Annotated in this window: 22 protein-coding genes; 13 read left to right on the top strand and 9 right to left on the bottom strand. The window is 72.9% G+C overall.

Annotation, left to right across the window (positions count from 1 at the left end; all coding sequences use genetic code 11):
* Positions 1 to 181 precede the first annotated feature (181 nt).
* From H288_RS0103535 to H288_RS0103495, 8 genes are all read left to right on the top strand, one after another.
* Complete coding sequence (locus H288_RS0103535; RefSeq protein WP_020091215.1) at positions 182 to 736, top strand: SiaB family protein kinase; 555 nt, start codon at positions 182 to 184, stop codon at positions 734 to 736.
* Between the two features lie 13 nt (positions 737 to 749).
* Positions 750 to 1,139 carry a DUF1987 domain-containing protein gene (locus H288_RS0103530; RefSeq protein WP_012321503.1) on the top strand — a complete coding sequence of 130 codons (390 nt, stop codon included), beginning with the start codon at positions 750 to 752 and terminating at the stop codon, positions 1,137 to 1,139.
* Positions 1,136 to 1,981: a GGDEF domain-containing protein gene (locus H288_RS0103525; protein ID WP_020091214.1), complete on the top strand. Its 846-nt coding sequence runs from the start codon at positions 1,136 to 1,138 to the stop codon at positions 1,979 to 1,981. Before H288_RS0103530 ends, H288_RS0103525 begins: the two co-directional genes overlap by 4 nt.
* 54 nt (positions 1,982 to 2,035) lie before the next feature.
* Positions 2,036 to 3,844 carry a SpoIIE family protein phosphatase gene (locus H288_RS0103520; RefSeq protein WP_020091213.1) on the top strand — a complete coding sequence of 603 codons (1,809 nt, stop codon included), beginning with the start codon at positions 2,036 to 2,038 and terminating at the stop codon, positions 3,842 to 3,844.
* A gap of 198 nt (positions 3,845 to 4,042) precedes the next feature.
* Positions 4,043 to 5,173 carry a mandelate racemase/muconate lactonizing enzyme family protein gene (locus H288_RS0103515; protein WP_020091212.1) on the top strand — a complete coding sequence of 377 codons (1,131 nt, stop codon included), beginning with the start codon at positions 4,043 to 4,045 and terminating at the stop codon, positions 5,171 to 5,173.
* 635 nt (positions 5,174 to 5,808) lie between these two features.
* The gene (locus tag H288_RS0103505) at positions 5,809 to 6,687 is read left to right on the top strand and encodes an ABC transporter substrate-binding protein (RefSeq protein ID WP_020091210.1); all 879 of its coding nucleotides are present in this window, start codon (positions 5,809 to 5,811) and stop codon (positions 6,685 to 6,687) included.
* Positions 6,688 to 6,711: 24 nt separating this feature from the next.
* Positions 6,712 to 7,755: an iron ABC transporter permease gene (locus H288_RS0103500; protein WP_020091209.1), complete on the top strand. Its 1,044-nt coding sequence runs from the start codon at positions 6,712 to 6,714 to the stop codon at positions 7,753 to 7,755.
* Between the two features lie 12 nt (positions 7,756 to 7,767).
* Entirely contained in the window at positions 7,768 to 8,589 is an 822-nt protein-coding gene (locus H288_RS0103495) for a heme ABC transporter ATP-binding protein (RefSeq protein WP_020091208.1), read from the top strand.
* On the opposite strand, the gene H288_RS0103490 is transcribed toward H288_RS0103495, so the two are convergent.
* Together H288_RS0103490 and H288_RS32075 are read right to left on the bottom strand one after the other, a co-directional pair.
* Positions 8,586 to 9,518, bottom strand: a complete 933-nt coding sequence (locus tag H288_RS0103490; protein WP_020091207.1) for a glycosyltransferase — start codon at positions 9,516 to 9,518, stop codon at positions 8,586 to 8,588. The genes H288_RS0103495 and H288_RS0103490 overlap by 4 nt on opposite strands.
* A 4-nt stretch (positions 9,519 to 9,522) precedes the next feature.
* Entirely contained in the window at positions 9,523 to 10,542 is a 1,020-nt protein-coding gene (locus H288_RS32075; RefSeq protein ID WP_020091206.1) for a glycosyltransferase, read from the bottom strand.
* A 555-nt stretch (positions 10,543 to 11,097) separates the two neighbouring features.
* On the opposite strand from H288_RS32075, the gene H288_RS0103480 reads away from it, so the two are divergent.
* Positions 11,098 to 11,319 carry a hypothetical protein gene (locus H288_RS0103480; protein WP_020091205.1) on the top strand — a complete coding sequence of 74 codons (222 nt, stop codon included), beginning with the start codon at positions 11,098 to 11,100 and terminating at the stop codon, positions 11,317 to 11,319.
* Positions 11,320 to 11,339: 20 nt separating this feature from the next.
* Here the strand turns inward: H288_RS0103480 and H288_RS0103475 are convergent, their stop codons facing one another.
* Together H288_RS0103475 and H288_RS35545 are read right to left on the bottom strand one after the other, a co-directional pair.
* The gene (locus H288_RS0103475) at positions 11,340 to 12,416 is read right to left on the bottom strand and encodes an acyltransferase (protein ID WP_020091204.1); all 1,077 of its coding nucleotides are present in this window, start codon (positions 12,414 to 12,416) and stop codon (positions 11,340 to 11,342) included.
* Between the two features lie 174 nt (positions 12,417 to 12,590).
* The gene (locus H288_RS35545; protein ID WP_020091203.1) at positions 12,591 to 12,743 is read right to left on the bottom strand and encodes a hypothetical protein; all 153 of its coding nucleotides are present in this window, start codon (positions 12,741 to 12,743) and stop codon (positions 12,591 to 12,593) included.
* Positions 12,744 to 12,954: 211 nt separating this feature from the next.
* On the opposite strand from H288_RS35545, the gene H288_RS32070 reads away from it, so the two are divergent.
* Both H288_RS32070 and H288_RS0103460 read left to right on the top strand, forming a co-directional pair.
* Positions 12,955 to 13,692, top strand: coding sequence for a sugar transferase (locus H288_RS32070; RefSeq protein ID WP_020091202.1), 738 nt, complete (start codon positions 12,955 to 12,957; stop codon positions 13,690 to 13,692).
* A gap of 54 nt (positions 13,693 to 13,746) precedes the next feature.
* On the top strand, positions 13,747 to 13,977 hold the full coding sequence (locus H288_RS0103460; protein ID WP_020091201.1) for a hypothetical protein: 231 nt from the start codon (positions 13,747 to 13,749) through the stop codon (positions 13,975 to 13,977).
* A 323-nt stretch (positions 13,978 to 14,300) separates the two neighbouring features.
* Here H288_RS0103460 and H288_RS0103450 read toward each other — a convergent pair whose 3' ends face one another.
* Positions 14,301 to 15,167: a glycoside hydrolase family 16 protein gene (locus tag H288_RS0103450; RefSeq protein ID WP_020091200.1), complete on the bottom strand. Its 867-nt coding sequence runs from the start codon at positions 15,165 to 15,167 to the stop codon at positions 14,301 to 14,303.
* Between the two features lie 206 nt (positions 15,168 to 15,373).
* Here H288_RS0103450 and H288_RS0103445 point away from each other — a divergent pair, with 206 nt between their 5' ends.
* Positions 15,374 to 16,399, top strand: a complete 1,026-nt coding sequence (locus H288_RS0103445; RefSeq protein ID WP_020091199.1) for a glycosyltransferase — start codon at positions 15,374 to 15,376, stop codon at positions 16,397 to 16,399.
* A 31-nt stretch (positions 16,400 to 16,430) separates the two neighbouring features.
* On the opposite strand, the gene H288_RS0103440 is transcribed toward H288_RS0103445, so the two are convergent.
* From H288_RS0103440 to H288_RS0103425, 4 genes are all read right to left on the bottom strand, one after another.
* Entirely contained in the window at positions 16,431 to 16,733 is a 303-nt protein-coding gene (locus tag H288_RS0103440) for a hypothetical protein (protein ID WP_234081760.1), read from the bottom strand.
* Positions 16,734 to 16,905: 172 nt separating this feature from the next.
* Entirely contained in the window at positions 16,906 to 17,211 is a 306-nt protein-coding gene (locus tag H288_RS0103435) for a hypothetical protein (protein ID WP_020091197.1), read from the bottom strand.
* A 318-nt stretch (positions 17,212 to 17,529) separates the two neighbouring features.
* Positions 17,530 to 17,757 carry a hypothetical protein gene (locus H288_RS0103430; RefSeq protein ID WP_020091196.1) on the bottom strand — a complete coding sequence of 76 codons (228 nt, stop codon included), beginning with the start codon at positions 17,755 to 17,757 and terminating at the stop codon, positions 17,530 to 17,532.
* 100 nt (positions 17,758 to 17,857) lie between these two features.
* Positions 17,858 to 18,079 carry a hypothetical protein gene (locus H288_RS0103425; protein ID WP_020091195.1) on the bottom strand — a complete coding sequence of 74 codons (222 nt, stop codon included), beginning with the start codon at positions 18,077 to 18,079 and terminating at the stop codon, positions 17,858 to 17,860.
* A 406-nt stretch (positions 18,080 to 18,485) separates the two neighbouring features.
* Here H288_RS0103425 and H288_RS0103420 point away from each other — a divergent pair, with 406 nt between their 5' ends.
* Positions 18,486 to 19,871, top strand: coding sequence for a UDP-glucose/GDP-mannose dehydrogenase family protein (locus H288_RS0103420; RefSeq protein WP_020091194.1), 1,386 nt, complete (start codon positions 18,486 to 18,488; stop codon positions 19,869 to 19,871).
* Positions 19,872 to 20,009: the final 138 nt, after the last annotated feature.

The following is a 20,009-nucleotide window of genomic DNA, read 5'->3' as shown; positions in this document are numbered from 1 at the left end:
CGCGCGCGATGCCGCGCGGTCCGCGACAGGATCCAGCGTAAAGCTTGCGGTACTGCTCGCAATACGGGCAATGTTGCTCAGAAAGCGATCAGTACCGGTAAGAAATCTTTGATTATTTCCGCATTAATGTCGGCCCTACACACGCGGTGTGTTGCCGCGATGAAGCGGTCGAGAGGCTTCCTTGCGCGCGAGCGATTTCCGATCCTTCCACGAGGCGTCGAAGCGCAGCGGCGTGATCCTGTCGTTCGGCGGAGATCTCTCGGAGAACATCCTGTTCTCGCTCGGGGAAGTGCTGAAGCTGCGCATGCGGCACGAGGAGACCGACGCCGCGGTCGCCAAGCGCGTCTTCTCGATCTTCGTCGAGCAGGCCCAGAACGTGATCCGCTACTCGGCCGACAAGGTCGCGCCCGCCGAGCCGCCGGGCCCCGCCCGGGTCAGCGCCGGCATGATCGCCGTCGGCACCGAGGAGGGGCGGTTCTTCGTGGTCTGCGGCAACGAGGTCGGCAGGACCGAGGTGCCGCGGCTGCGCGAGCGGCTCGACGAGATCGCCACCCTGTCGAGCGACGAGCTCAGGAAGGTCTACCGCGAGAAGCTGCGCCAGCCGCCGGACGAGGGCAGCCTCGGCGGCAGCATCGGACTGATCGAGATCGCCCGCCGGTCGAGCGCCCCGGTCGAGTACGACTTCCAGGATCTGGGCGCGGAGCGCAGCCTGTTCTGCCTCAAAGCCTTCATCTGAGGATCGCACGGACATGGACCGCATCACGCTGCCCCGGACCGAGCGCTCGCCCGAGGTCGATTTCGACTTCGCGTCGGGGCGGCTCGTCCTGCGCGGCGAATCCTACCCGGAGGACGCCGCCGCATTCTTCGGCCCGCTGCTGCAGGCCCTGCGCGGCCACCTCGCGGCGACCGAGGCGAGCCCGATCACCTTCGACGTCGCGCTCGCCTACTTCAACTCGTCGAGCGCCAAGGCGCTGATGAACCTGTTCATGCCCCTGGAGGACGCCGCCGCCGAGGGGCGCCCGGTGACGATCCGCTGGATGTTCGGCGCCGACGACGACGTGATCCAGGAGGCCGGCGAGGATTTCGCGGCCGACTTCGCGCATGCCCGGTTCGAGATGATCGCGAGCGTCCCCGCGTGAGCCCGCACCGGGCACCGGCCCACGATCTCCTGTCCGAGCCGGCGGACGCCTTCAGCCTGTTCGACACCGAGGAGGCCGTTCTCGGCCGATCCGAGGTGATGCTGGCCCGCCTCGCCGAGGTCGGCGACGGGGTGCGGGAGCTCGCCGGCGCCTACCGGCGCAGCTACCACGAGCAGCGCCGGCTGGTGCGGCTGAGCGACCGGATGCAGCTCGACCTGCACCGCGCCAACCAGCGGATGGCCGAGCAGCAGCGCGCCCTGCGACACCTCAACGACGCCCTCTCGGCGGAGATCGAGCACCGGGCGCGCCTCGAGGCCGAACTCCGCCGCCTCGCCGACACCGACCATCTCACCGACGCCCTGTCGCGCCGCCGCTTCCTGCAGATCTGCGAGGAGGTCTGGGCCCGGACCCAGTCGGGCGACACGCCCTCCAGCGTGCTGATGCTCGACCTCGACCGCTTCAAGCTGATCAACGACCGCTACGGCCACAGCGCGGGCGACACGGTCCTCAAGGCCTTCGTCGAGACCTGCCGCGACAGCCTGCGCGCGGTCGACGTGATCGGCCGCATGGGTGGTGAGGAATTCGCCATCCTCGTCACCGGCACCGTGATGGCCGAGGCGCAAGTCATCGCCGAGGCGCTCCGCCGCGCGGTGGCGCAGCGGCCGGTGCGCCTGGAGCACGGCCCGCTGCCGATCTCGGTGAGCATCGGCCTCGCGGCGTTCGGCCCGAGCGAGTCGATGTCGGCGACGCTCCGGCGGGCCGACGCGGCGCTCTACGCTGCCAAGCATGCCGGCCGCGACTGCGTGCGCTGCGCGGCCGAACCGGGCGCGTCCCTGATCTGAGGCGCCGCGCGCCCGGCCTCGGAGCGGAACCGCTGTGACACGGAGTGACGTCGCGTGAGCGGACCTGACACGGCCCTAGACAGCCCGCGTCCCGCCGGGGGGATCCGCGGCGCGCGACCGCTGCGGACCGGGGATGCCCTGGCGCGGCTCGGCTTCGCCGACATCGATCCGGTCCCGGCCGCCGGCGGCGCCGGGCGCGCGGGCGGCCTGCGCGGGGCCGGCCCGATCCGCCGGGGCGATCCCCTGTCGAAGCGCGGCTTCGCCGACGTGCTGGCCGCGGGCGCGCCCGCGGACGAGCTGATGAAGCCCGGCGCCCTGCGCGGGGCGGCCCGAGGCCGCGACCTCGACAGCCTGTCCCACACCCTGTTCCTGCGCATCTACCCGGTGATCGGCGCCCTCCTGCTGCTGACCCAGCTCGGGATCGCCTGGGTAACCTACACCGACCAGCTCCGGCTGTACGGCGACCGGGCGCATCTCCTCGCCCGGCTCACCGCCGCGGCGATCGCGCGGCCCGACTGGGCGCGCGACCCGGACGCCTACGACGGCCCGCTCAAGGCCCTGGCCGCCGAGCCCGATTTCACCCACGCCGTCCTGCGCGACGCCACGGGCCACGTCGTCGGAACGGCGGGCGCGGCGCCCCCCGCGCGGGGCTGGTCCACCCTCTCGGCCCAGGCCGACCTGTCGGTGCCCGGCCGCGCCGGCCCGGCGGGCAGCCTGACCGTCACGGTCTCCACGAAGGCGCTGCGGGACAACGCGGCGTGGCAGGTGATGCTCGCCCTCGGCGCCAGCGTCGGGCTGATGATCGCCTTCGTGGTCACCCTGCACGCCACCGTGCGCCGCCACGTCATGGCGCCGCTGATGCGGCTGCTGCTCGCCATGCGGGAGATCGAGCACAAGCGCTGGACGACCGTGGAGCTCGGGGGCGCCTACCGGCCGAGCAACGAGATCGACGTCATCAGCCAGGCCTTCAACCGCATGGTCGAGGGCCTGCGGAGCGGCGACGCCGCCAAGCAACTCCTCGTCGAGCTGGAGCAGGCCCACGACAGGCTGGAGCGCGCCAACCGCCAAGTGGTCGAGAGCATCGGCTACGCTCGGCGCATCCAGGATTCGGTGCTGCCGGACCGCAACGCCCTGGCGGGCGCGGGGGTCGAGGTCGCGGTGCTGTGGGAGCCGCTCCACGTCGTCGGCGGCGACTATTTCTGGCTGGAGGAGATCGACGGCCTCTGCGTGATCGCGGTGGCCGACTGCACCGGCCACGGCGTGCCCGGCGCGTTCCTGACCCTGATCGTCGCGACCGCCCTCGACCGGCTGCTGCACGAGCGCGGCCTGCGCGCGCCGGCGGCGATCCTGGCCGGGCTCGACGCGATGGTCCGCACGCAGCTCCGCCAGGACGGCCGCGGCGCCGAATCGGATGACGGGCTCGATTGCGGCCTGTGCGTCTGGGACCGCGCGGCCGGGACGCTGCACTTCGCCGGCGCCGGCCTGTCGCTCACGGTGGTCCGGGACGGCGTGGCCGAGCGCGTCCGCGGCGGCCGCCGGGGGCTCGGCTACCCGCGCCCCGCCCGTGACGGGCAGCCGGAGGACGTCGTCGCGGACATCGCCGTTCCGGTGGCGGGCGCCACCTTCTACCTGATGACGGACGGCATCACCGACCAGATGGGCCGCGCGGCGCCCGACCGGGCGCCGCGGCTCCTCGGCCGGCGCGGCGTGGCCGACAGCCTCCTGCGCCACGCCGACCTGCCCCTCGCCGCCCAGACCGTGGCCCTCGAGGCCGATCTCGACGCCTATCGCGGGACCGAAGCCCGGCGGGATGACATGACCCTGGTGGCGTTCCGGCTTCCTCCGGCGACGGCCGCCGGCTGAGACCGGCCGTCCCCCTCGGGGCCATCGATGCCAGGTGCGCATCGATCGATCCAACAATGACGTTGGACAGGCCGTCCGGCCTGCGCCACTCCTGGGCCCGGCCCCGGGAGAGCCGTCGCGGTCGCCGCCGAGAGGCACCGCCAAGAACCGCCTCCGGGGCTTCCAGCGCGCCCCCGCGGACAAGACCTGGAGGAAGCCATGGCTGAGGACGCCGTCACCGGGATCCGCCTGCGGTCCGTCGCCCTGCCGCTGAGGACCCCGATCAGCGACGCCAAGGTGCTCACCGGCCGCCAGAAGCCGATGACCGAGATCGCGATCCTGTTCTGCGAGGTCGAGAGCCGGGAGGGCCATCGCGGCCTCGGGATCAGCTATTCCAAGCGCGCCGGCGGGCCGGGCCAGTTCGCCCATGCCCGCGAGATCGCTCCGGCGCTGCTCGGGGCGGATCCGAGCGACATCGCCAAGGCCTGGGACACGCTCGCCTGGGCCGGCGCCTCGGCCGGCCGCAGCGGCCTCGCCGTCCAGGCGATCGGCGCCTTCGACGTGGCCCTGTGGGATCTCAAGGCGCGGCGGGCCGGCCTGTCGCTCGCCAAGCTCCTCGGAGCGCAGCGCGACTCGGTGCGCTGCTACAACACCTCGGGCGGCTTCCTGCACACGCCGCTGGAGGAGCTGCTCGTCAACACCGACCGCGCCCGGGCGAAGGGCATCGGCGGCATCAAGCTGAAGGTCGGCCAGCCGGACTGGGCCGAGGATATCCGCCGGGTCTCGCGGGTGCGCGAGCATCTGGGCGACGCCTTCCCGCTCATGGTCGACGCCAACCAGCAATGGGATCGGCCGACCGCGATGCGGATGGGCCGGACCTTCGAGCGCTTCAACCTGATCTGGATCGAGGAGCCCCTCGACTGCCTGGACGCCGCCGGGCACGCGGCCCTGGCCGCCGCCCTCGACACGCCGGTCGCCACCGGCGAGATGCTGACGAGCGTCGCCGAGCACTGGGACTTCATCCGCCAGGGCGGCGCCGACTTCCTGATGCCCGACGCGCCGCGGGTCGGCGGCATCACGCCCTTCCTCAAGGTGGCGGCGCTCGCCGAGTTCGCCGGGCTGACGATCGCGCCGCACTTCTCGATGGAGCTCCACATCCACCTCGCCGCCGCGCTGCAGCGGGAGCCCTGGGTCGAGCATTTCGAGTGGCTGGAGCCGCTGTTCAACGAGCGGCTGGAGCTGGAGGACGGCCGCATGCGCGTGCCGACCCGGCCGGGCCTCGGCCTCTCCCTGAGCGAGCAGGCGCTGGCCTGGACGCGCGAGACCGCCGGGTTCGGCAGCCTCGGCTGAGCGCACGGGGAGGGGACGCTCCGAGGCCGGCCGACCCGGATCGTCCGATCCTCCCCCCATCCCGCGGTGCGGTCGCGCGGCGGCCGCCTCGAAGGAGCTCTCTGCCGAGGCCGCGACGCGTCACCTCAGGACGAGGGTCGGACCTCGTCGTGCCGCGCTCCGCCCGAGCGGGCACAGCGAAGGCCCGTTCTGTCCCGACCACGCCGTCGGGCGGCCCACCGGAGCCGGGGACCGGCGCCGCCTGTACCAGTGTCCGCCGCCCGGAATCGACCGCCGGCGCGCGCGCGACGATATCCTGACCTGGAAAATGACATAGGCCGCTTTTTCAAGCCGGTCAGCGAAGTAAAACCGTGACTTTTTCGCGGGGTAGCGTCCGCGATCGATTACCGATACGCTGCGCTTCTGTCGTCGCGATCCTCTCATTTGAAAATTTATAAAGAACAGATCTGGAGTGACCGGTCCATGTCGTGTGTCGAAGGAGAAGGTCATCGCCGCGTCCCGGGCGGCACGCGCGCGGGGCCCGGCGCGACGCGGCCGGTCGCGCGTTCCGAGGCGGCGGGCAAGATCGTCAACCGCCACGGCGATCACGCCTGTCGCCTGCGGCTGACCGCCGGCGCCGCGCCGATGCTGACCCGATGAGCCCCCCCGGCCATCTGTCGCGCCGCGCGCTCCTGGCCGCCGCGGCGGCCGGGGCGCTCGCCCCGCGCGCCGCCGCCGCGCAGGCGGCCACCCGCATCGCCGCCCTGGGCGGGGCCGTCACCGAGATCCTCTACCGCCTCGGCGCCGGCGGCCGGATCGTCGCGGTCGACACGACCAGCCTCTACCCGCCCGAGGCGCTGCGCGAGAAGCCGAGTGTCGGCTACCTGCGGGCGCTCTCGGCCGAGGGCCTTCTGGCGCAGCAGCCCGACCTGATCATCGCCGCCGAGGGGGCCGGGCCGCCGGCCGTCCTGGCGCAGCTGCGCGAGGCCGGGCTGCGCGTCGAGACGGTGACAGAGCCGCCGAATCCCGAGGGCGTGCTGGACAAGATCGAGACGGTCGGGCGCCTCGCCGGCCTGGAGCGCGAGGCCGAGGCGCTCGAGACCGAGGTCCGCGCGCGCTTCGCCGACCTCGCGACCCGGCGCGCCCGGATCGCCCGGGCGGCCCGGGCCCTCGTCGTCCTGTCGGTCCAGGGCGGCCGGACCGTCGTCGGCGGCACCGGCTCCTCGGCGGACGGCATCCTGGCCCTGGCGGGCATCGGCAACGCGGCCGCGGGCCTGGAGGGCTTCAAGCCGATGACCGACGAGGCCATCGTGGCCGCCGCCCCCGACGCGGTGGTGATGATGCAGAACGGGCCCGAGCCGCCGAAGCCCGATAGCATCTTCGCCCCCGGCACGGCCCTCGGCCAGACGCCGGCGGCGGCGCGGGGGCGGCTGGTGGCCATGGACGGCCTCTACCTCCTCGGGTTCGGGCCGCGCACGCCCGAGGCCGCCACCGACCTGATGCGGGCGCTATACCCGGACCTGCCGCGTGACTGAGCCGCGCGGCGGCGGGCGGGGCGCGTGAGCCGCCGCGCGGCGCCCTGGGTGCTGGGTGTCCTGGCGGCCGTGGTGCTCGCCGCCGCCCTGCTCTCGGTGAGCCTCGGGGCGATCCCCATCCCGCCGGACCGGGTCCTCGCGGTCCTGATCGGGGAGGGGAGCGATCCGGCCCGCGCCCGCGACGGGCTGGTGATCCTCTCGATCCGCCTGCCCCGCACCCTGCTGGGGCTGCTGGTCGGGGCCGGGCTGGCGGTCTCGGGGGCGCTGATGCAGGGGCTGTTCCGCAACCCCCTGGCCGATCCGGCGCTGGTCGGGGTCTCGTCGGGGGCGGGGCTCGCGGCCGCGGTGATCATCGTCCTGGGCGACCGGATCCTCGCCGGGCTGGGGCTTGCCGGGCCGCTGCCCTACGCCGCGCTGCCGGCCGGGGCCTTCCTCGGCGGCCTGTGCGCGACCCTCATCCTCTACGCCCTCGCCACCCGGTCCGGGCGCACCGCGGTGGCGACGATGTTGCTCGCGGGGATCGCGCTGGGGGCGCTGAGCGGCGCGCTGACCGGCCTGCTGACCTTCGTCAGCGACGACCGGCAACTGCGCGATCTCGCCTTCTGGTCCCTGGGCAGCCTCGGCGGGGCCACCTGGTCCAAGGTCGCGGCCTCGGCGCCGCTGATCCTGCCGGTGCTGGCCGCGGTCCCGCTCCTCGGCCGCGGCCTGAACGCCCTCGTCCTCGGCGAGGCCGAGGCGTTCCATCTCGGCGTCCCGGTGGAGCGGCTGAAGCGCGCCTGCATCGTGCTGGTGGCGGTCGCGGTGGGCGCCAGCGTGGCGGCGGCGGGGGTGATCGGCTTCGTCGGCCTCGTGGTGCCGCACGCCCTGCGGCTGCTGATCGGCCCGGGGCACCGGCTGCTGCTGCCGGCCTCGGCACTCCTCGGCGGCGCCTTCCTGGTCCTCGCCGACGTGGTGGCGCGCCGCGTCGCCGCGCCCGCCGAGCTGCCGATCGGGATCGTCACGGCGCTGGTCGGCGCGCCGGTCTTCCTGTGGCTGCTTCTCGGCCGGGTGCGACCGGACGATGTCTGACAATGTCTGACAATGTCTGATCCGGCCCTGCTCACGGCCCGCGACCTGACCGTCACGGTGGCGGGGCGCGACCTCGTGCGAGACGTCTCCCTGGCGGTGGCGGGCGGCACCCTGCAGGTGATCGTCGGCCCCAACGGGGCCGGCAAGTCGACCCTCGTCCGCCTGCTCAGCGGCGCCCTGCGCCCGACCCGGGGCAGCGTCGCCTATGACGGTGCGCCCGTGGCGACGATCCCGCCCTGGCGCCTCGCCGCGACGCGGGCGGTGCTGCCGCAGGCGGCGCGCCTCGCCTTCCCGTTCGCGGCGGCCGAGGTCGCCCGGATCGGCCTCGACGGCATCGGCCGGGGCCTCGGGGCCCGCGACCGGGCGGCGATCCTGGCCCGGGCCCTCGCGCGGGCCGACGTGGCGCATCTCGCCGACCGGGCCTACCCGACCCTCTCGGGCGGGGAGCAGGCGCGAGTGCAGTTCGCCCGCGTGCTCTGCCAGCTTGAGGCCGGCCGCACGGTGGCGGACCGGCAGGTGCTGTTCCTCGACGAGCCGACCGCGAGCCTCGACCTCCGGCACCAGGGCGCGCTGCTCGACGCCGCCGCCGGGCTGGCGGCGACCGGCGTCGCCGTGGTGGCGATCCTCCACGACCTCAACCTCGCGGCCGCCTACGCCGACCGGCTGCTGGTGCTGGACGGGGGCCGGCTGGTCGCCGGCGGGCGGCCGGCCGAGGTCCTGACCGACGACCTCATCGCCGGCGTCTTCGGCGTCCGCTGGCCGGTCGGGCGGGTGCCGCCGGGCGGCCAGCCCTTCCTGCTACCGCACCGGAACGCGCCCGGTCGGCGCGGCTAGCGATAGCGCGACGGGTGGTATTCCCGGTAGCTCACGCCGATCACGGCCGCGAGCAGCCCGGCCCCGCGGCATAGCGTGTAGCCGCCGCCGATCAGGGTCGCCGGCCTGAGGGACAGGCCGGCGATCCCGAGCCGCAGAAGGCCGCCGCCGAGGCGCACGAAGCCGCGGCCCGCGTTGGCGAGACGGCCGCCCACCGTTTCCGGGCGGAGCCGGCCGAGATAGGCCTCGACGCTGCCGCTGCGGTACCAGCGCGCCAGCAGCCAGCGCACCCGCATCCGGTGCGTCGGGATGCTGTCGTAGACCACGGCCGTCTCGGCCCAGGCGACCCGGTGCCCGGCGAGCATCAGGGCCCGGAAGAAGAACGTGTCCTCGCCGCCCATCGTGTTGAAGCGCATGTCGAAGGACAGGCCCAGCGCCCGGATCACCCGCAGGTCCAGGAGCGCGTTGGCGGTGTAGCCGTCCTCCACGTAGCCGTCGCGGACCGGCAGGCGCTTGGCGAAGAAGCCCCCGGCGGCCGCCCAGGCGGGCGGAACCCGGTCGAAGAACGGCACGACCGGCCCGACGCAGGCCGCGACGCCCGCGGCCAGGGCGGTCTCGAGCAGGTTGTGGAGCCAGTCGCGGTCGGGAAACTCGTCGTCGTCGATCAGAGCGACCCAGTCGGCGCCGGCCGCGGAGGCCTCAGCGAGGCTGCGGTTGCGGACCGCGGCGAGGCCGCGGGTCTCCTCCCGGGCGTAGGTGACGGGGAAGCGGCCGGTCGCCCGGTAGGCCTCCACCACCGGGACGGCGGCGCGGCTGCGCCCGTTGTCGATGATCAGGATGCGCAGGGCGGTCTCGGCGAGGCTGCCGAGCCGCTGCTGGTCCAGGGCCTTGAGCAGGCGCGCCAGCCCCACGGGCCGCTCGCAGGTGCAGATGCAGATGCACAGGCGCATCGTCTTACCTCTGTCCGATCGGTTGGGCGTGCGGCCGCGGCCGCAGGCGCTTGCCCGCCGCCGCCAGCAGCGTCGCGGCCAGGAACCGCCAGATCCGGGGATGCCGGAGCGCCAGGGTCGCGCCCGCGCGCCAGCGGCCGGCCTGGGCCGCCTCGATGACCTGGGCGATCAGCCGCGTCACCGCGAGGCCGTCGCGGTAGGCGCGGCTGCCGTGGCGGATCTCGGCGGAGCGCGACCGCGCCTCGGCGAGGCGGCCGTGCTCGGCCCGGGCCGCGAAGGCCGCGTCGAGGCGCGCGATGTCGGCCTGGCGCAGCCGGTGCGACAGGGAGGTGGGCCCGCGCCGGTAGCCGTAGCCCGCGTAGGTGGTGACCACGAACCGCGCCCCCGCAGCGAGGGCTTCCAGGCACAGCAGGAAATCTTCCCCGATCCGGACGCCCTCGTCGTACCGGATGCCGTGCCGGCGCAGGATCTCGGCGCGCATCATGGGCTTGAGGTAGCCGAGCTTGGTCACCCGGCTGAGCAGCTGGTTGCTGGCGATGTACTTGGCGAGGTCGATCTCGAACAGGTACGGCTCCCGGCCGCCCTCCAGCATGCCCGGCCCCTGCGGGTCGAACATGTCGGTGAACGGGATCGGGTTGTCGGCGACGATGTCGGCATCCGCCGCGAGCGCGAGATCGAGCAGGGTCCGGGTGCGGTCGGGCAGGATCAGGTCGTCGGCGTCGAGGATCGCGATCCACCGGCCCCGGGCGGCGTTCAGCGCCGCGTTCCGGGCGCTCGACGGGCCCCGGGGCGTGCCCGGTCCGGCATCGGCGAGGGGAATGACGCGGACCCGCGGATCGGCTTCCGCCAGGCGCGCCAGCACGGAGGCGGTCCCGTCCCGCGAGCCGTCATCGACCGCCACCACCTCCACGGCGACGCCGGTCTGGGCGAGGGCGGAACGGATGGCCGTCTCGATCCAGGGCGCCGCGTCGTGCGCGGCCATGATGAACGAGACGTCCACGAAGGTGCCCCGAGCATCGGACAAGAGTTGATCCGCCATCGCGCTTCCTGGGCCGCCGGGCGCGGCCTCCGAGACCGCCCCCGACTTTGGCCGGAAGCGATCGGCGCGCACGACGCTCAAAGGGCGTAGGGCGGCCGCCATCCCCTCCCATTGCGGGGGATGGCCCCGACGGCCGGAACAGGTCAGTGCGTGTCGGGGGCTGTGTCGCCCGCGGGGCGGGAATTCCGGACGCTGAGGCCCTTCGCCAGAATCGTCCGGACGTGGGCGCGCAATTTTTGTTTTCTCTCCGCCGAGGCAGGAGAATCTTTTTTGAGGCTCGAATCGCCGGAGGCTGCCATGTCGAACGCCCCTGAGGCCCGTCACCGCGCGCCGCCATCGCCGAAGCGGCCGCAAGGGTGATCGGCGATACCTATAATGGATTATTTGGCTGGAATCTCGACATTATTGCAACGCAACCAACGAAAACAGTTTTGATGTTTGTTAAGGTTTATGTCTCCTACTGAGCATTGTCGGACGTGGGCGAACTACGTAGGTAGTATCCGAGGGCCCTCCCGAGGGCGGAAATCAGGGAGGAGATGAGTGCCCAGTCGCTTCTATTTCGACATCGAGAACGGCGAGGAGACGATCCGCGACGCGCAGGGCGTGGAAGCCGCGGACTTGGCCGAGGCGCTCGCGGAGGCCCGCAGCGTGATCGACGAAATGGCGGGTGAACTGGAGGTCGCGGGACCGGCCGGCGCGTGGACGCTCGTCGTGCGCGACGCCACCGGCGCGGAGGTCGGCCGGGTGCCGATCAAGGGCTGAGCCGGGGACGCGCGAGCGGATTACGGGCCGACCAGCGCGGAGGCGCCGACCCGCCGGCGCGGGGCCCGCAGCAGCCGGCGTGCGGGCCGCTCCAGGAGCCGCCACGACAGTTCGGCCAGCAGCAGCGTCAGCATCAGGTCGAGCGCCATGGAGACCGAGCGCGGTCCGGCGACGTCGAGGCCGACGAGGGCCAGCACCCGCTCCGCGTGGAGCGGCACGTGGAACAGGTAGGCGGCGTAGCTGATCACGCCGATCCGGCGCAGCCACGGGATCTCCAGGAGGGCGACCGCGCGGCCCTCTCGCGCCTCGACCACCTGCAGCAGCAGCAGCGCCGCCAGGACGCCGCTGAGGCGGCCGAGAACGAGCCACCAGCCGGTCGGCGCGATCAGGAGCGGCAGGGCCACGAACAGGGCCAGCACGCCGGCCAGGGCGGCGTCGCGGGCGAGCCAGGCCGGGAGCGGCCGGGTGCGCAGGCCGGCGAGGCCGCCCAGCGCGATCAGTCCGACATTGGCCAGGGTGTCGACGTCGAAGCACCGCGGCGCAGCGCCCGCCCGCCACAGGGCACCGTGCGCCAGGACGCTGATCCCGACCAGGAGCCAGCACAGCGTGCCGAGGTGGCGCCGCGGCAGGAACAGGGCCGCCGGCGCGAACAGCAGGTAGAATTGCTGCTCGACCGCGAGGCTCCAGAGATGGCCGAGCTCGGTGCCCCAGCCGTTCAGCTCGATGTAGATGTTGGTGACGTAGAACCACGTCGCGAGCTTGAACGCGTCGTTGCCGAGACTGGCCGGGTCGCCGGTCCGGACCGTGTAGAGCACGAACAGGAAGACGTAGTAGACCGGCACGATCCGGGCGACGCGATTCCGGTAGAACAGCCCGAGGCTGCCGAGCGGGGTCGACGCGCCCGCCTCCACGGCCGTGCGGGCCGCGGCGAGGATCCGGACGATCAGGAAGCCGCTCAGGACGAAGAACAGCCACACGCCGGCCGTGCCGAGGGCCTCGGTCCTCGGGCTCGGCGCCTTGTGGCTGACGAAGACCATCAGGAACGCCAGGGCCCGCAGGCCGTCGAACCCGTTGATGCGGCGCTCTGAAGGGGCCACGGCGCGTCCTGTCCGGTGATCGACCGCGCCGCGCCGGGGCAGAACGCGCCCGCGCGGCCGGGTCCGGCCGGGAGGGCCGGGCAGCCCGGTTTAGACCGGCCCCCGCGCGGGGGCCCTTACCTCGATCGGCGGACGGGACCTCCCCGAAAGCGGTCCCGCCGCCCGGTAGGGCCGTCAGCGGCGGCGGATGAGCAGGACGACGAGGCCGACGGCGACGGCCGCCCCGGCCTGGGCGGCCAGCAGCGCGAGCAGGAACCCCTTCGGTAGAACAACCGCGAAACCGATCGCTCCTCCAATCAGTGCAGCGAACACCAGCACGACCAGCAACGCCTTACCTCCATTGATGGATCGGCGGCCGTCTTGTTGCCGAACCGGTCGTGGGCCCAGTGTTGTCGCAAGGGTTCCGCCTGCGATCGACGCCCCTTCGGACCGGCCGAGCGCCGCCGAAGCCGGCTGCGGCGAGGCTGGCCGAACCGGCCGGCTGCGCACGTCGCTCCGCAAGTTCCGATCCCGTCTCACCCCGAGTCAAGGAGCCGACATGTTGCGCCCGGCTGGGACCCCGACGCCGATCGAGTCGTCGACGCCGCAGGATATGGTCGAGACGCTGAACGAGGCGTTGGTCAAGACATTGCCGGCCCCGCGGCAGGCCGGCCCCGGCCTCCGGGCGAGCTGGGCGATGAAGCGCGTCCTCGACGCGACGATCGCGCTGACGGCGCTCTTCCTGCTTCTGCCCCTGCTGCTGTTCATCGCCCTGCTGATCTGGGGCAGCGACGGCCGGTCGCCGATCTTCCGACACAAGCGCCTCGGCCGGCACGGGCGCCCCTTCGGATGCCTGAAGTTCCGGTCCATGGTCGCGGACGGCGACGCGGTGCTGGCGCGGCATTTCGCCGAGAATCCCGATGCTCGGGCGGAGTGGGAGGCGTCCTTCAAGCTCACCCACGATCCCCGCGTCACGGCGCTGGGCCATGTCCTGCGCAAGACGTCCCTCGACGAGCTGCCGCAGCTCTGGAACGTGCTGCGCGGCGAGATGAGCCTCGTGGGGCCGCGGCCGATCGTCCAGGCCGAGGTCGTGCGCTACGGCGCCGACTTCACCGCCTGCTTCTCCGTTCCGCCGGGCCTGACCGGCCTCTGGCAGGTCTCCGGGCGCAGCGACACGGGCTACGCCGAGCGCGTCGCCCTCGATTGCGCCTATGCCAGCCAGTGGAGCCTCCGCCGCGACCTCGCCATCCTGCTCAAGACGGTTCCGGCCGTGCTGAGCCAGCGCGGCAGCCGCTAGGGCCATGACCGGGCGGCCGCGCCGCGCCCGCCGCGCCCGCCGCGGAGCGCGCCGATGAAGGGCATGATGCTCAACGCCCTGCTGGGCGTGATGCTGGGCCGCTTCGGCTCCGTCTGGCGGCTGCTGGTCTTCGTCCCGATCGTCGCGGCCGAGGTCGGCTACGGCCTCCTCGTCTACAACCTGAGCGCCGGCGCGTGCCTGCGGCGCGGGACGGCGCTGCTGGTCTGCGGGCAACTGGCCTTCCTGCTCGGCGCCCTGCTGCGGCCCATCGCCAACGAGCGGTGAGCCGTCCGGGCCCGGTGCGGCCCGGCGCGGCGAACCGGACACGTCAGGCCGGATCCTCCTCGGCGGCCGGCGCCTGAAGGCAGAGCCGCCAGAACTCCACGAAGCCGGCGGCGTACGCGGCGATGACGAGGCTCGACCAATGCATCGCGTGGCTCCGGGCGCGTTCGAGGGCCCAGCCTGCCGCGGAGACGTTAAGATTTAGTCCGGCCCGGTGTCGGTTCCGGTGTCCGGAGCCCGGTTCCGGTGTCCGGAGTCCGGTGCGGTGTCATGTGTGGTCCGATGCCCGGGGCGGTCGCCGGTGCGGCGTCCGCCCGACGGTGCGGCTAGCGGCAGACGATCGATTCCTTGAAGCCGCACGGATCGCCCATCCGGGTGAACGCGACCCGCTCGAACAGCGCGGTGACCGGCTGTCCCGAATACTCCGTCGGTCCGAGCCACGACGCGAAGTCCGGGCCCTGTCCCGACCAGACGCTGAGCATGATCTTGCTCGGATGGGAGGGAAGCGGCCGGTCGGGCGTGCCGACGACCTCGCGCAGCAGGCGTCCGTTGACGTACCAGCGCAGGCGGTCGGGCAGCCACTCGAAGGCGTAGTCCGCGGTGGTGGTCGCGGCGTCGAAGCCGAGGGCGTCGAGGCTGACGTGCTCGCCGACGCCGCCGACGAAGTAGTTGAGCTGGACCTTGCTCGTGTCCTTGCCGAGCCACTCGAAATCGATCTCGTCGTTCGTCCGCCGGTCGCCGTTGTCGGGGCCGTTATAGGTGAAGAACGCCGAGACCATGCCGGACCCGGTGCCCGCCCGCATCCGGACCTCGTAGGTGCCGTAGCCGTAGCGCTCGCGGGTCTGGATCTCGGCGCAGCTGAAGGGGCGCTCCTTGTAGGTGATGTCCGTCAGGGACAGCGAGAGTTCGCCGGGCGTCGCGATCCGGGCGCGGTGCTTCGACCACGTGCAGCCCTGCCAGTCGCCGTTGACCCAGCCGTCCGAGACGTACCAGCGGCGTTCGTTCAGGGTGCTGAACAGCTCCACGAAGGATGCGCCGCCCTGGGCAGCCTGGGCCGCGGCGGGAGAGGCGGGAGAGGCGGCCTGGGCCGCGGCCGGCGGCGCGGCGGTCTCGCCCGCGCTCGCGGGATAGGCCTGCAGGAGAAGCGTCGCCGCCACGCAGAGGCGGCGGCCCGGGCCGGACCAGATCGTCATGCGCACGTCCTCAAACCAGTCGCCGCAGGATCGCGGCGGCGCGCATCGTAGCGGCGGGGGCGGCTCCGGCCGGGGATCATTCGGACGATCCGGCCCGGGGCCGGCCCACTCCTTTCGGACGATCTCGCGCGCCGCGCCGGGATCGCCCTACCGTGCCGGCGGACCGGCCGCGGTGCGGACCGGCCGGAGAGTCGCGGAGTCGTCCGGTGCGCAGCTTAGAGGCCTCGTCCCCCGTCCCGGAGGTCTGCGTCATCATCGCGGCCCGGGACGCCGCGGACACGATCGCGACCGCCGTCGCCTCGGCGCTCCGGCAGCCGGAGGTCGCCGAGGTCATCGTCGTGGACGACGCCTCCGCGGACCCGACCGGCGCGGCCGCCGCGGCGGCCGACGACGGTACCGGCCGCCTGCGGATTATCCGGCTCACCGAGAATGTCGGACCCGCCGAGGCCCGGAACCGCGCCATCGCGGCCGCCCGCGCCCCGCTGCTCTGCATCCTCGACGCCGACGACTACTTCCTCGAGGGCCGGCTCGGCCGGCTCCTCTCCGCGCCCCGGACCTGGGATCTGATCGCCGACGACATCGTCATGGTCCGCGGCCGCGAGGCGGCCTCCGCCGCCGGCCTCGTCACCGGACCGGGGCGGCCGCAGCGGCTCACCCTCGCGGCCTTCGTGACCGGCAACATCCCCCGTCCCGGCGCGAGCCGGCGCGAGCTCGGCTTCCTGAAGCCGATCATGCGGCGGGGTTTCCTGGACCGGCAGGGGCTGCGCTACGACGCGCGCCTGCGGCTCGGGGAGGATTACGCCCTCTACGTCGAGGCGCTGGCGGCCGGGGCGGTGTTCGCCGTGACCGCGCCCTGCGGCTACGTCGCGGTCGAGCGGTCGAACTCGCTGAGCGCGCAGCACCGGACGGACGACCTCGGGGCGATGCTGGCCTTCGACGACGCCATGCTGGGCCGGCCGGGTCTCGCCCCGGAGGCGCGGGTGGCCCTCCGGGCCCACCGCGCCGCCACGGCGCGGCGCTGGCAGCACCGGCGCGTCCTCGACCGGCGGCGCGCCCAGGGCTACGCGGCGGCCCTGCGGGAGCTGCTCGGCACGCCCCTGGCGTGGCGCCACATCCTGTCGGTGACCCTGGCGGACAAGCTCGCGCGCCTCGTGCCCGCGTCCGTGCCGGAGCGGGAGACCGGTCCGCGCCTGCTCCTCGGACCGGAGCGCCGCCTCGAGCCGGCGCGCTGAGCCGGCGCCGGGCCGGGCCGACAGCGGCGCGTCAGCGCTCCTCCCTGCGCGCCCGCACGGCCGCCACGTCGGACCGGACCTCGTCCAGCGCGCTGCGGACCCGCTCCAGGGCCGTCGAGACCGTCGCGTCCAGGTCCGGATCGACGGCGTCCGGCGCCGTGCCGTGACGGAAGCCGTCCAGCAGGTAGGGCATCATCTTGCCGTGGAGCGCCGTGTAGGCACCGGGACTGGACAACTCGTAGACGACCGCGAGAGCGTGATAGGCTCGGACGAGAACCTCGAGCGCGACATCCGCGCTGCGCGCCCCCCGATCGCAATCATCGTTGCCCATCATCGTGCTTGATAATTTATTGCTGCCCCGTCCGCCGGGTAACATGCCCACTTAAGACTGTCGACGTCGGGAGCCATTGCAATCTTCGATCCCCTATGGCGCGGGGCCGTTTATCCGCGCGCCATGGCTCGACTGCAACAGTCGCTGAATAGCGGGGGGCAATTCAAGGTCTCGTCTAGCCACGGAGCTGCCGCGTCGGCCGGATCATTGTGGCGATCTTGGTCTCGACCTCGACCAAAACGCTGTTCACAAGGTGAAGGGCGCCGTCAACTGTACCGGTTGTCAGGCTCTCGTCGCGGCTCGTCTCCTGGATGATGCGGAAATTGTCCTCGACGAACGCGCGGATCTTCTGCTGGACGTCGACGAACTCTCCCGGATGGGCCGTCTCGTAGAGGAGCGCCAGGGCCAGGTAGGCGCGCCCCACCATGTCCAGCGCCAGGGTCGTGCTGACCTCAGAATGTCCGGCGTCCGGGGGCGACACGACGACTGAATTTCCTGTCGGATGTTAGTTATTTACACTATCACGGACTTTATTCGGCGCCAACCGCGCCGATGATCGGTGATGTGGATTCTGCATTGATTCCCGTCGACCGTGGGCCGGTCCTCGGCGGGGCGGTCGGTGCCCGGTCGGAGCGCCGACACGACGCGCGCGGGCGCCGCGCCTGCCAGCAATCCTCGCCACAGTGATCAACGGACCGCCGGCAGGCCGGTCCGGGTAAGCCGGGCTCGGGTTGGTGAGACGCATCCCGTCGCGTGCGGCGCGGGCTCCGTGACCGTCCCGGGCCGATCGCGCGCGGCGTTAACGGCCGGCGGTGGCCCGGCGCTCGGCGCGGTCTTGGCCCGGCGCCAGATCCTGCGCGATCCGCAGCTTGAGCGCGAGGATCCGGTTGTGTCGCGCCATCGCGAGGAGCGACTCGGCGGTCCCGACATCGCCGCGCATCCGCAGCGCGTGGGCGGCCAGCGCCATCTGGGCAGCCATCGCGTCCGCCTGGCGGGCGGCGTGCGGGACGTTCTGGGAGAGGGGCATTCCGGATGGCCACGGTTCGAGGGCTCAGCCGATCCTCCGGACGATCCGTTAACGATATCTTAATGGCCGCACCCCCGCGCCGTCCGAGCGGCGCGGGCCGTCACTTCCGGATGGGCAGGCGGCCGACCAGCCAGCCCTCCTCGTTGCGCACGAGGAGGGTCCAGGGCGGCTCCCGGCCGTTTCCCGTAATCTCGTCGGCCATCTCGGCGATCACGCTACGCGCCTCGATCAGGGCTTCCTCGAGGCCAGCGGCCTCGACCCCCACGTGGTCGTGGATCGTCTCCTCGGCATTTGCGATCTCGAAGTAGAAACGCGCCGCCAACAGGGTTCTCCTCCGCCGGAACTCTTCGGGGAGTTCAGTTCTATAGACCGGTGTTAGCATCTTAGCCGTTCGCGCTCCCGGACAAAGCGGTCGGGAAAAAGCAGCCTGTCTTTGACAATTCGGGTGATGCGCCGGGAAAATGTTCGCGCGATCGTCGACCGGCGCCGCCGGATCAGCCGAATGGCGTAGCCGCCCGGCCGCCGCCATGGCCAGATGGCGATGTAAGGCGCGGTTCGGGGCGGCCCGGCTGCCGGTTCGGGACGGGCCGCGGCGGGGTCGGGCCGGTCGGGCCGAATCGTCGCCGCTACGCCCGATCGGCAGAGCCGCGTACGCCTAAGATATGATGTTGGTGGCCCTGTCGGGCCGCCGTAGACCCGAGCGTCGGTGCGATCGCGGCGAGGATTCCATGAACATCACGATGGTCGGGTCGGGCTATGTCGGTCTGGTCTCTGGCGCGTGCTTTGCGGATTTCGGCCACACGGTCGTGTGCGTCGACAGCAATCGCGGCCGGATCGACGCGCTGAATGCCGGCCGGATGCCGATCTACGAGCCGGGCCTCGAGGCCCTGGTCGCCGAGAACGTCCGCCAGGACCGCCTGTCCTTCATCACCGACCTGGAGACGGCGGTCGGTCAGGCTGACGCGGTCTTCATCGCGGTGGGCACGCCCTCCCGCCGCGGCGACGGCTTCGCCGACCTGAGCTACGTCTACGCGGCCGCCCGCAGCATCGCGCGCGCGCTGCGCGGCTTCACGGTGGTGGTGACCAAGTCGACCGTGCCGGTGGGCACCGGCGACGAGGTCGAGCGCATCATCCGCGAGACCAACCCCGAGGCGCAGTTCGCGGTCGTCTCGAACCCCGAGTTCCTGCGCGAGGGCGCGGCCATCGCCGACTTCAAGCGCCCCGACCGCATCGTCGTCGGCACCGACGAGCCGCGGGCCGTGGCGGTCATGGAGCAGATCTACCGCCCGCTCTACCTCAACGCCGCGCCGATCGTCGCGATGAGCCGCCGGACGGCCGAGCTGACCAAGTACGCGGCGAACGCGTTCCTCGCGGCGAAGATCACGTTCATCAACGAGGTGGCGGATCTGTGCGAGGCGGTGGGCGCGGACGTGCAGGCGGTGGCGCGCGGCATCGGCCTGGACAACCGGATTGGGTCGAAGTTCCTGCATGCCGGGCCGGGCTACGGCGGCTCGTGCTTCCCCAAGGACACGCTGGCCCTAGTCAAGACCGCGCAGGATGCGGGCACCCCGCTGCGGCTGGTCGAGACGGTGGTGGCGGTCAACGACCAGCGCAAGCGCGCGATGGCGCGCAAGGTGATCAAGGCCTGCGGCGGGTCGGTGCGCGGCCGGACGGTGGCGCTGCTGGGCCTGACCTTCAAGCCGAACACCGACGACATGCGCGACGCGCCCGCGCTGGCGATCGTGGCGGGTCTGCAGGACGCCGGCGCCGTAATCCGCGCCTACGATCCCGAGGGCATGGAGCAGGCGCGCCCGCTCCTGCCCGGCGTCGCCTTCGCGGAGGATGCCTACCACTGTGCCGAGGGCGCCGACGCGCTGGTCCTCGTCACCGAGTGGGACGCGTTCCGGGCCCTCGACCTCGACCGGCTGCGGGCGGCGATGCAGCGACCGGTCCTCGTGGATCTCCGCAACGTCTACCGGGCCGCCGACGTCCGGGCGCACGGCTTCGCCTACAGCAGCGTGGGCCGCCCTGACGAACCCGGTGACCAGCCCGGCGACGAGTCCGAGATCCCGCCGGCTCTGCCCCCCGCCGACGCCGTCGCCGGGACCGCGTGAGGCGGGGCCGGGCCCGCGGAACGCGGGCCCGTCGTCGCCCGGCGCCGGTGAGGGCGGCGGACGGGAGCCCCGCCGATCCGCTGGACGATCACCCGTACGAGCGACCCGGCGCGCGGCCGCTCCGGCCGCGGTGACCGC

Source organism: Methylobacterium sp. 285MFTsu5.1 (assembly GCF_000383455.1).
GTDB lineage: Bacteria > Pseudomonadota > Alphaproteobacteria > Rhizobiales > Beijerinckiaceae > Methylobacterium.
The sequence above is the reverse complement of the archived record's forward strand: the minus strand, read 5'-3'. Positions and strand labels throughout refer to the sequence as shown.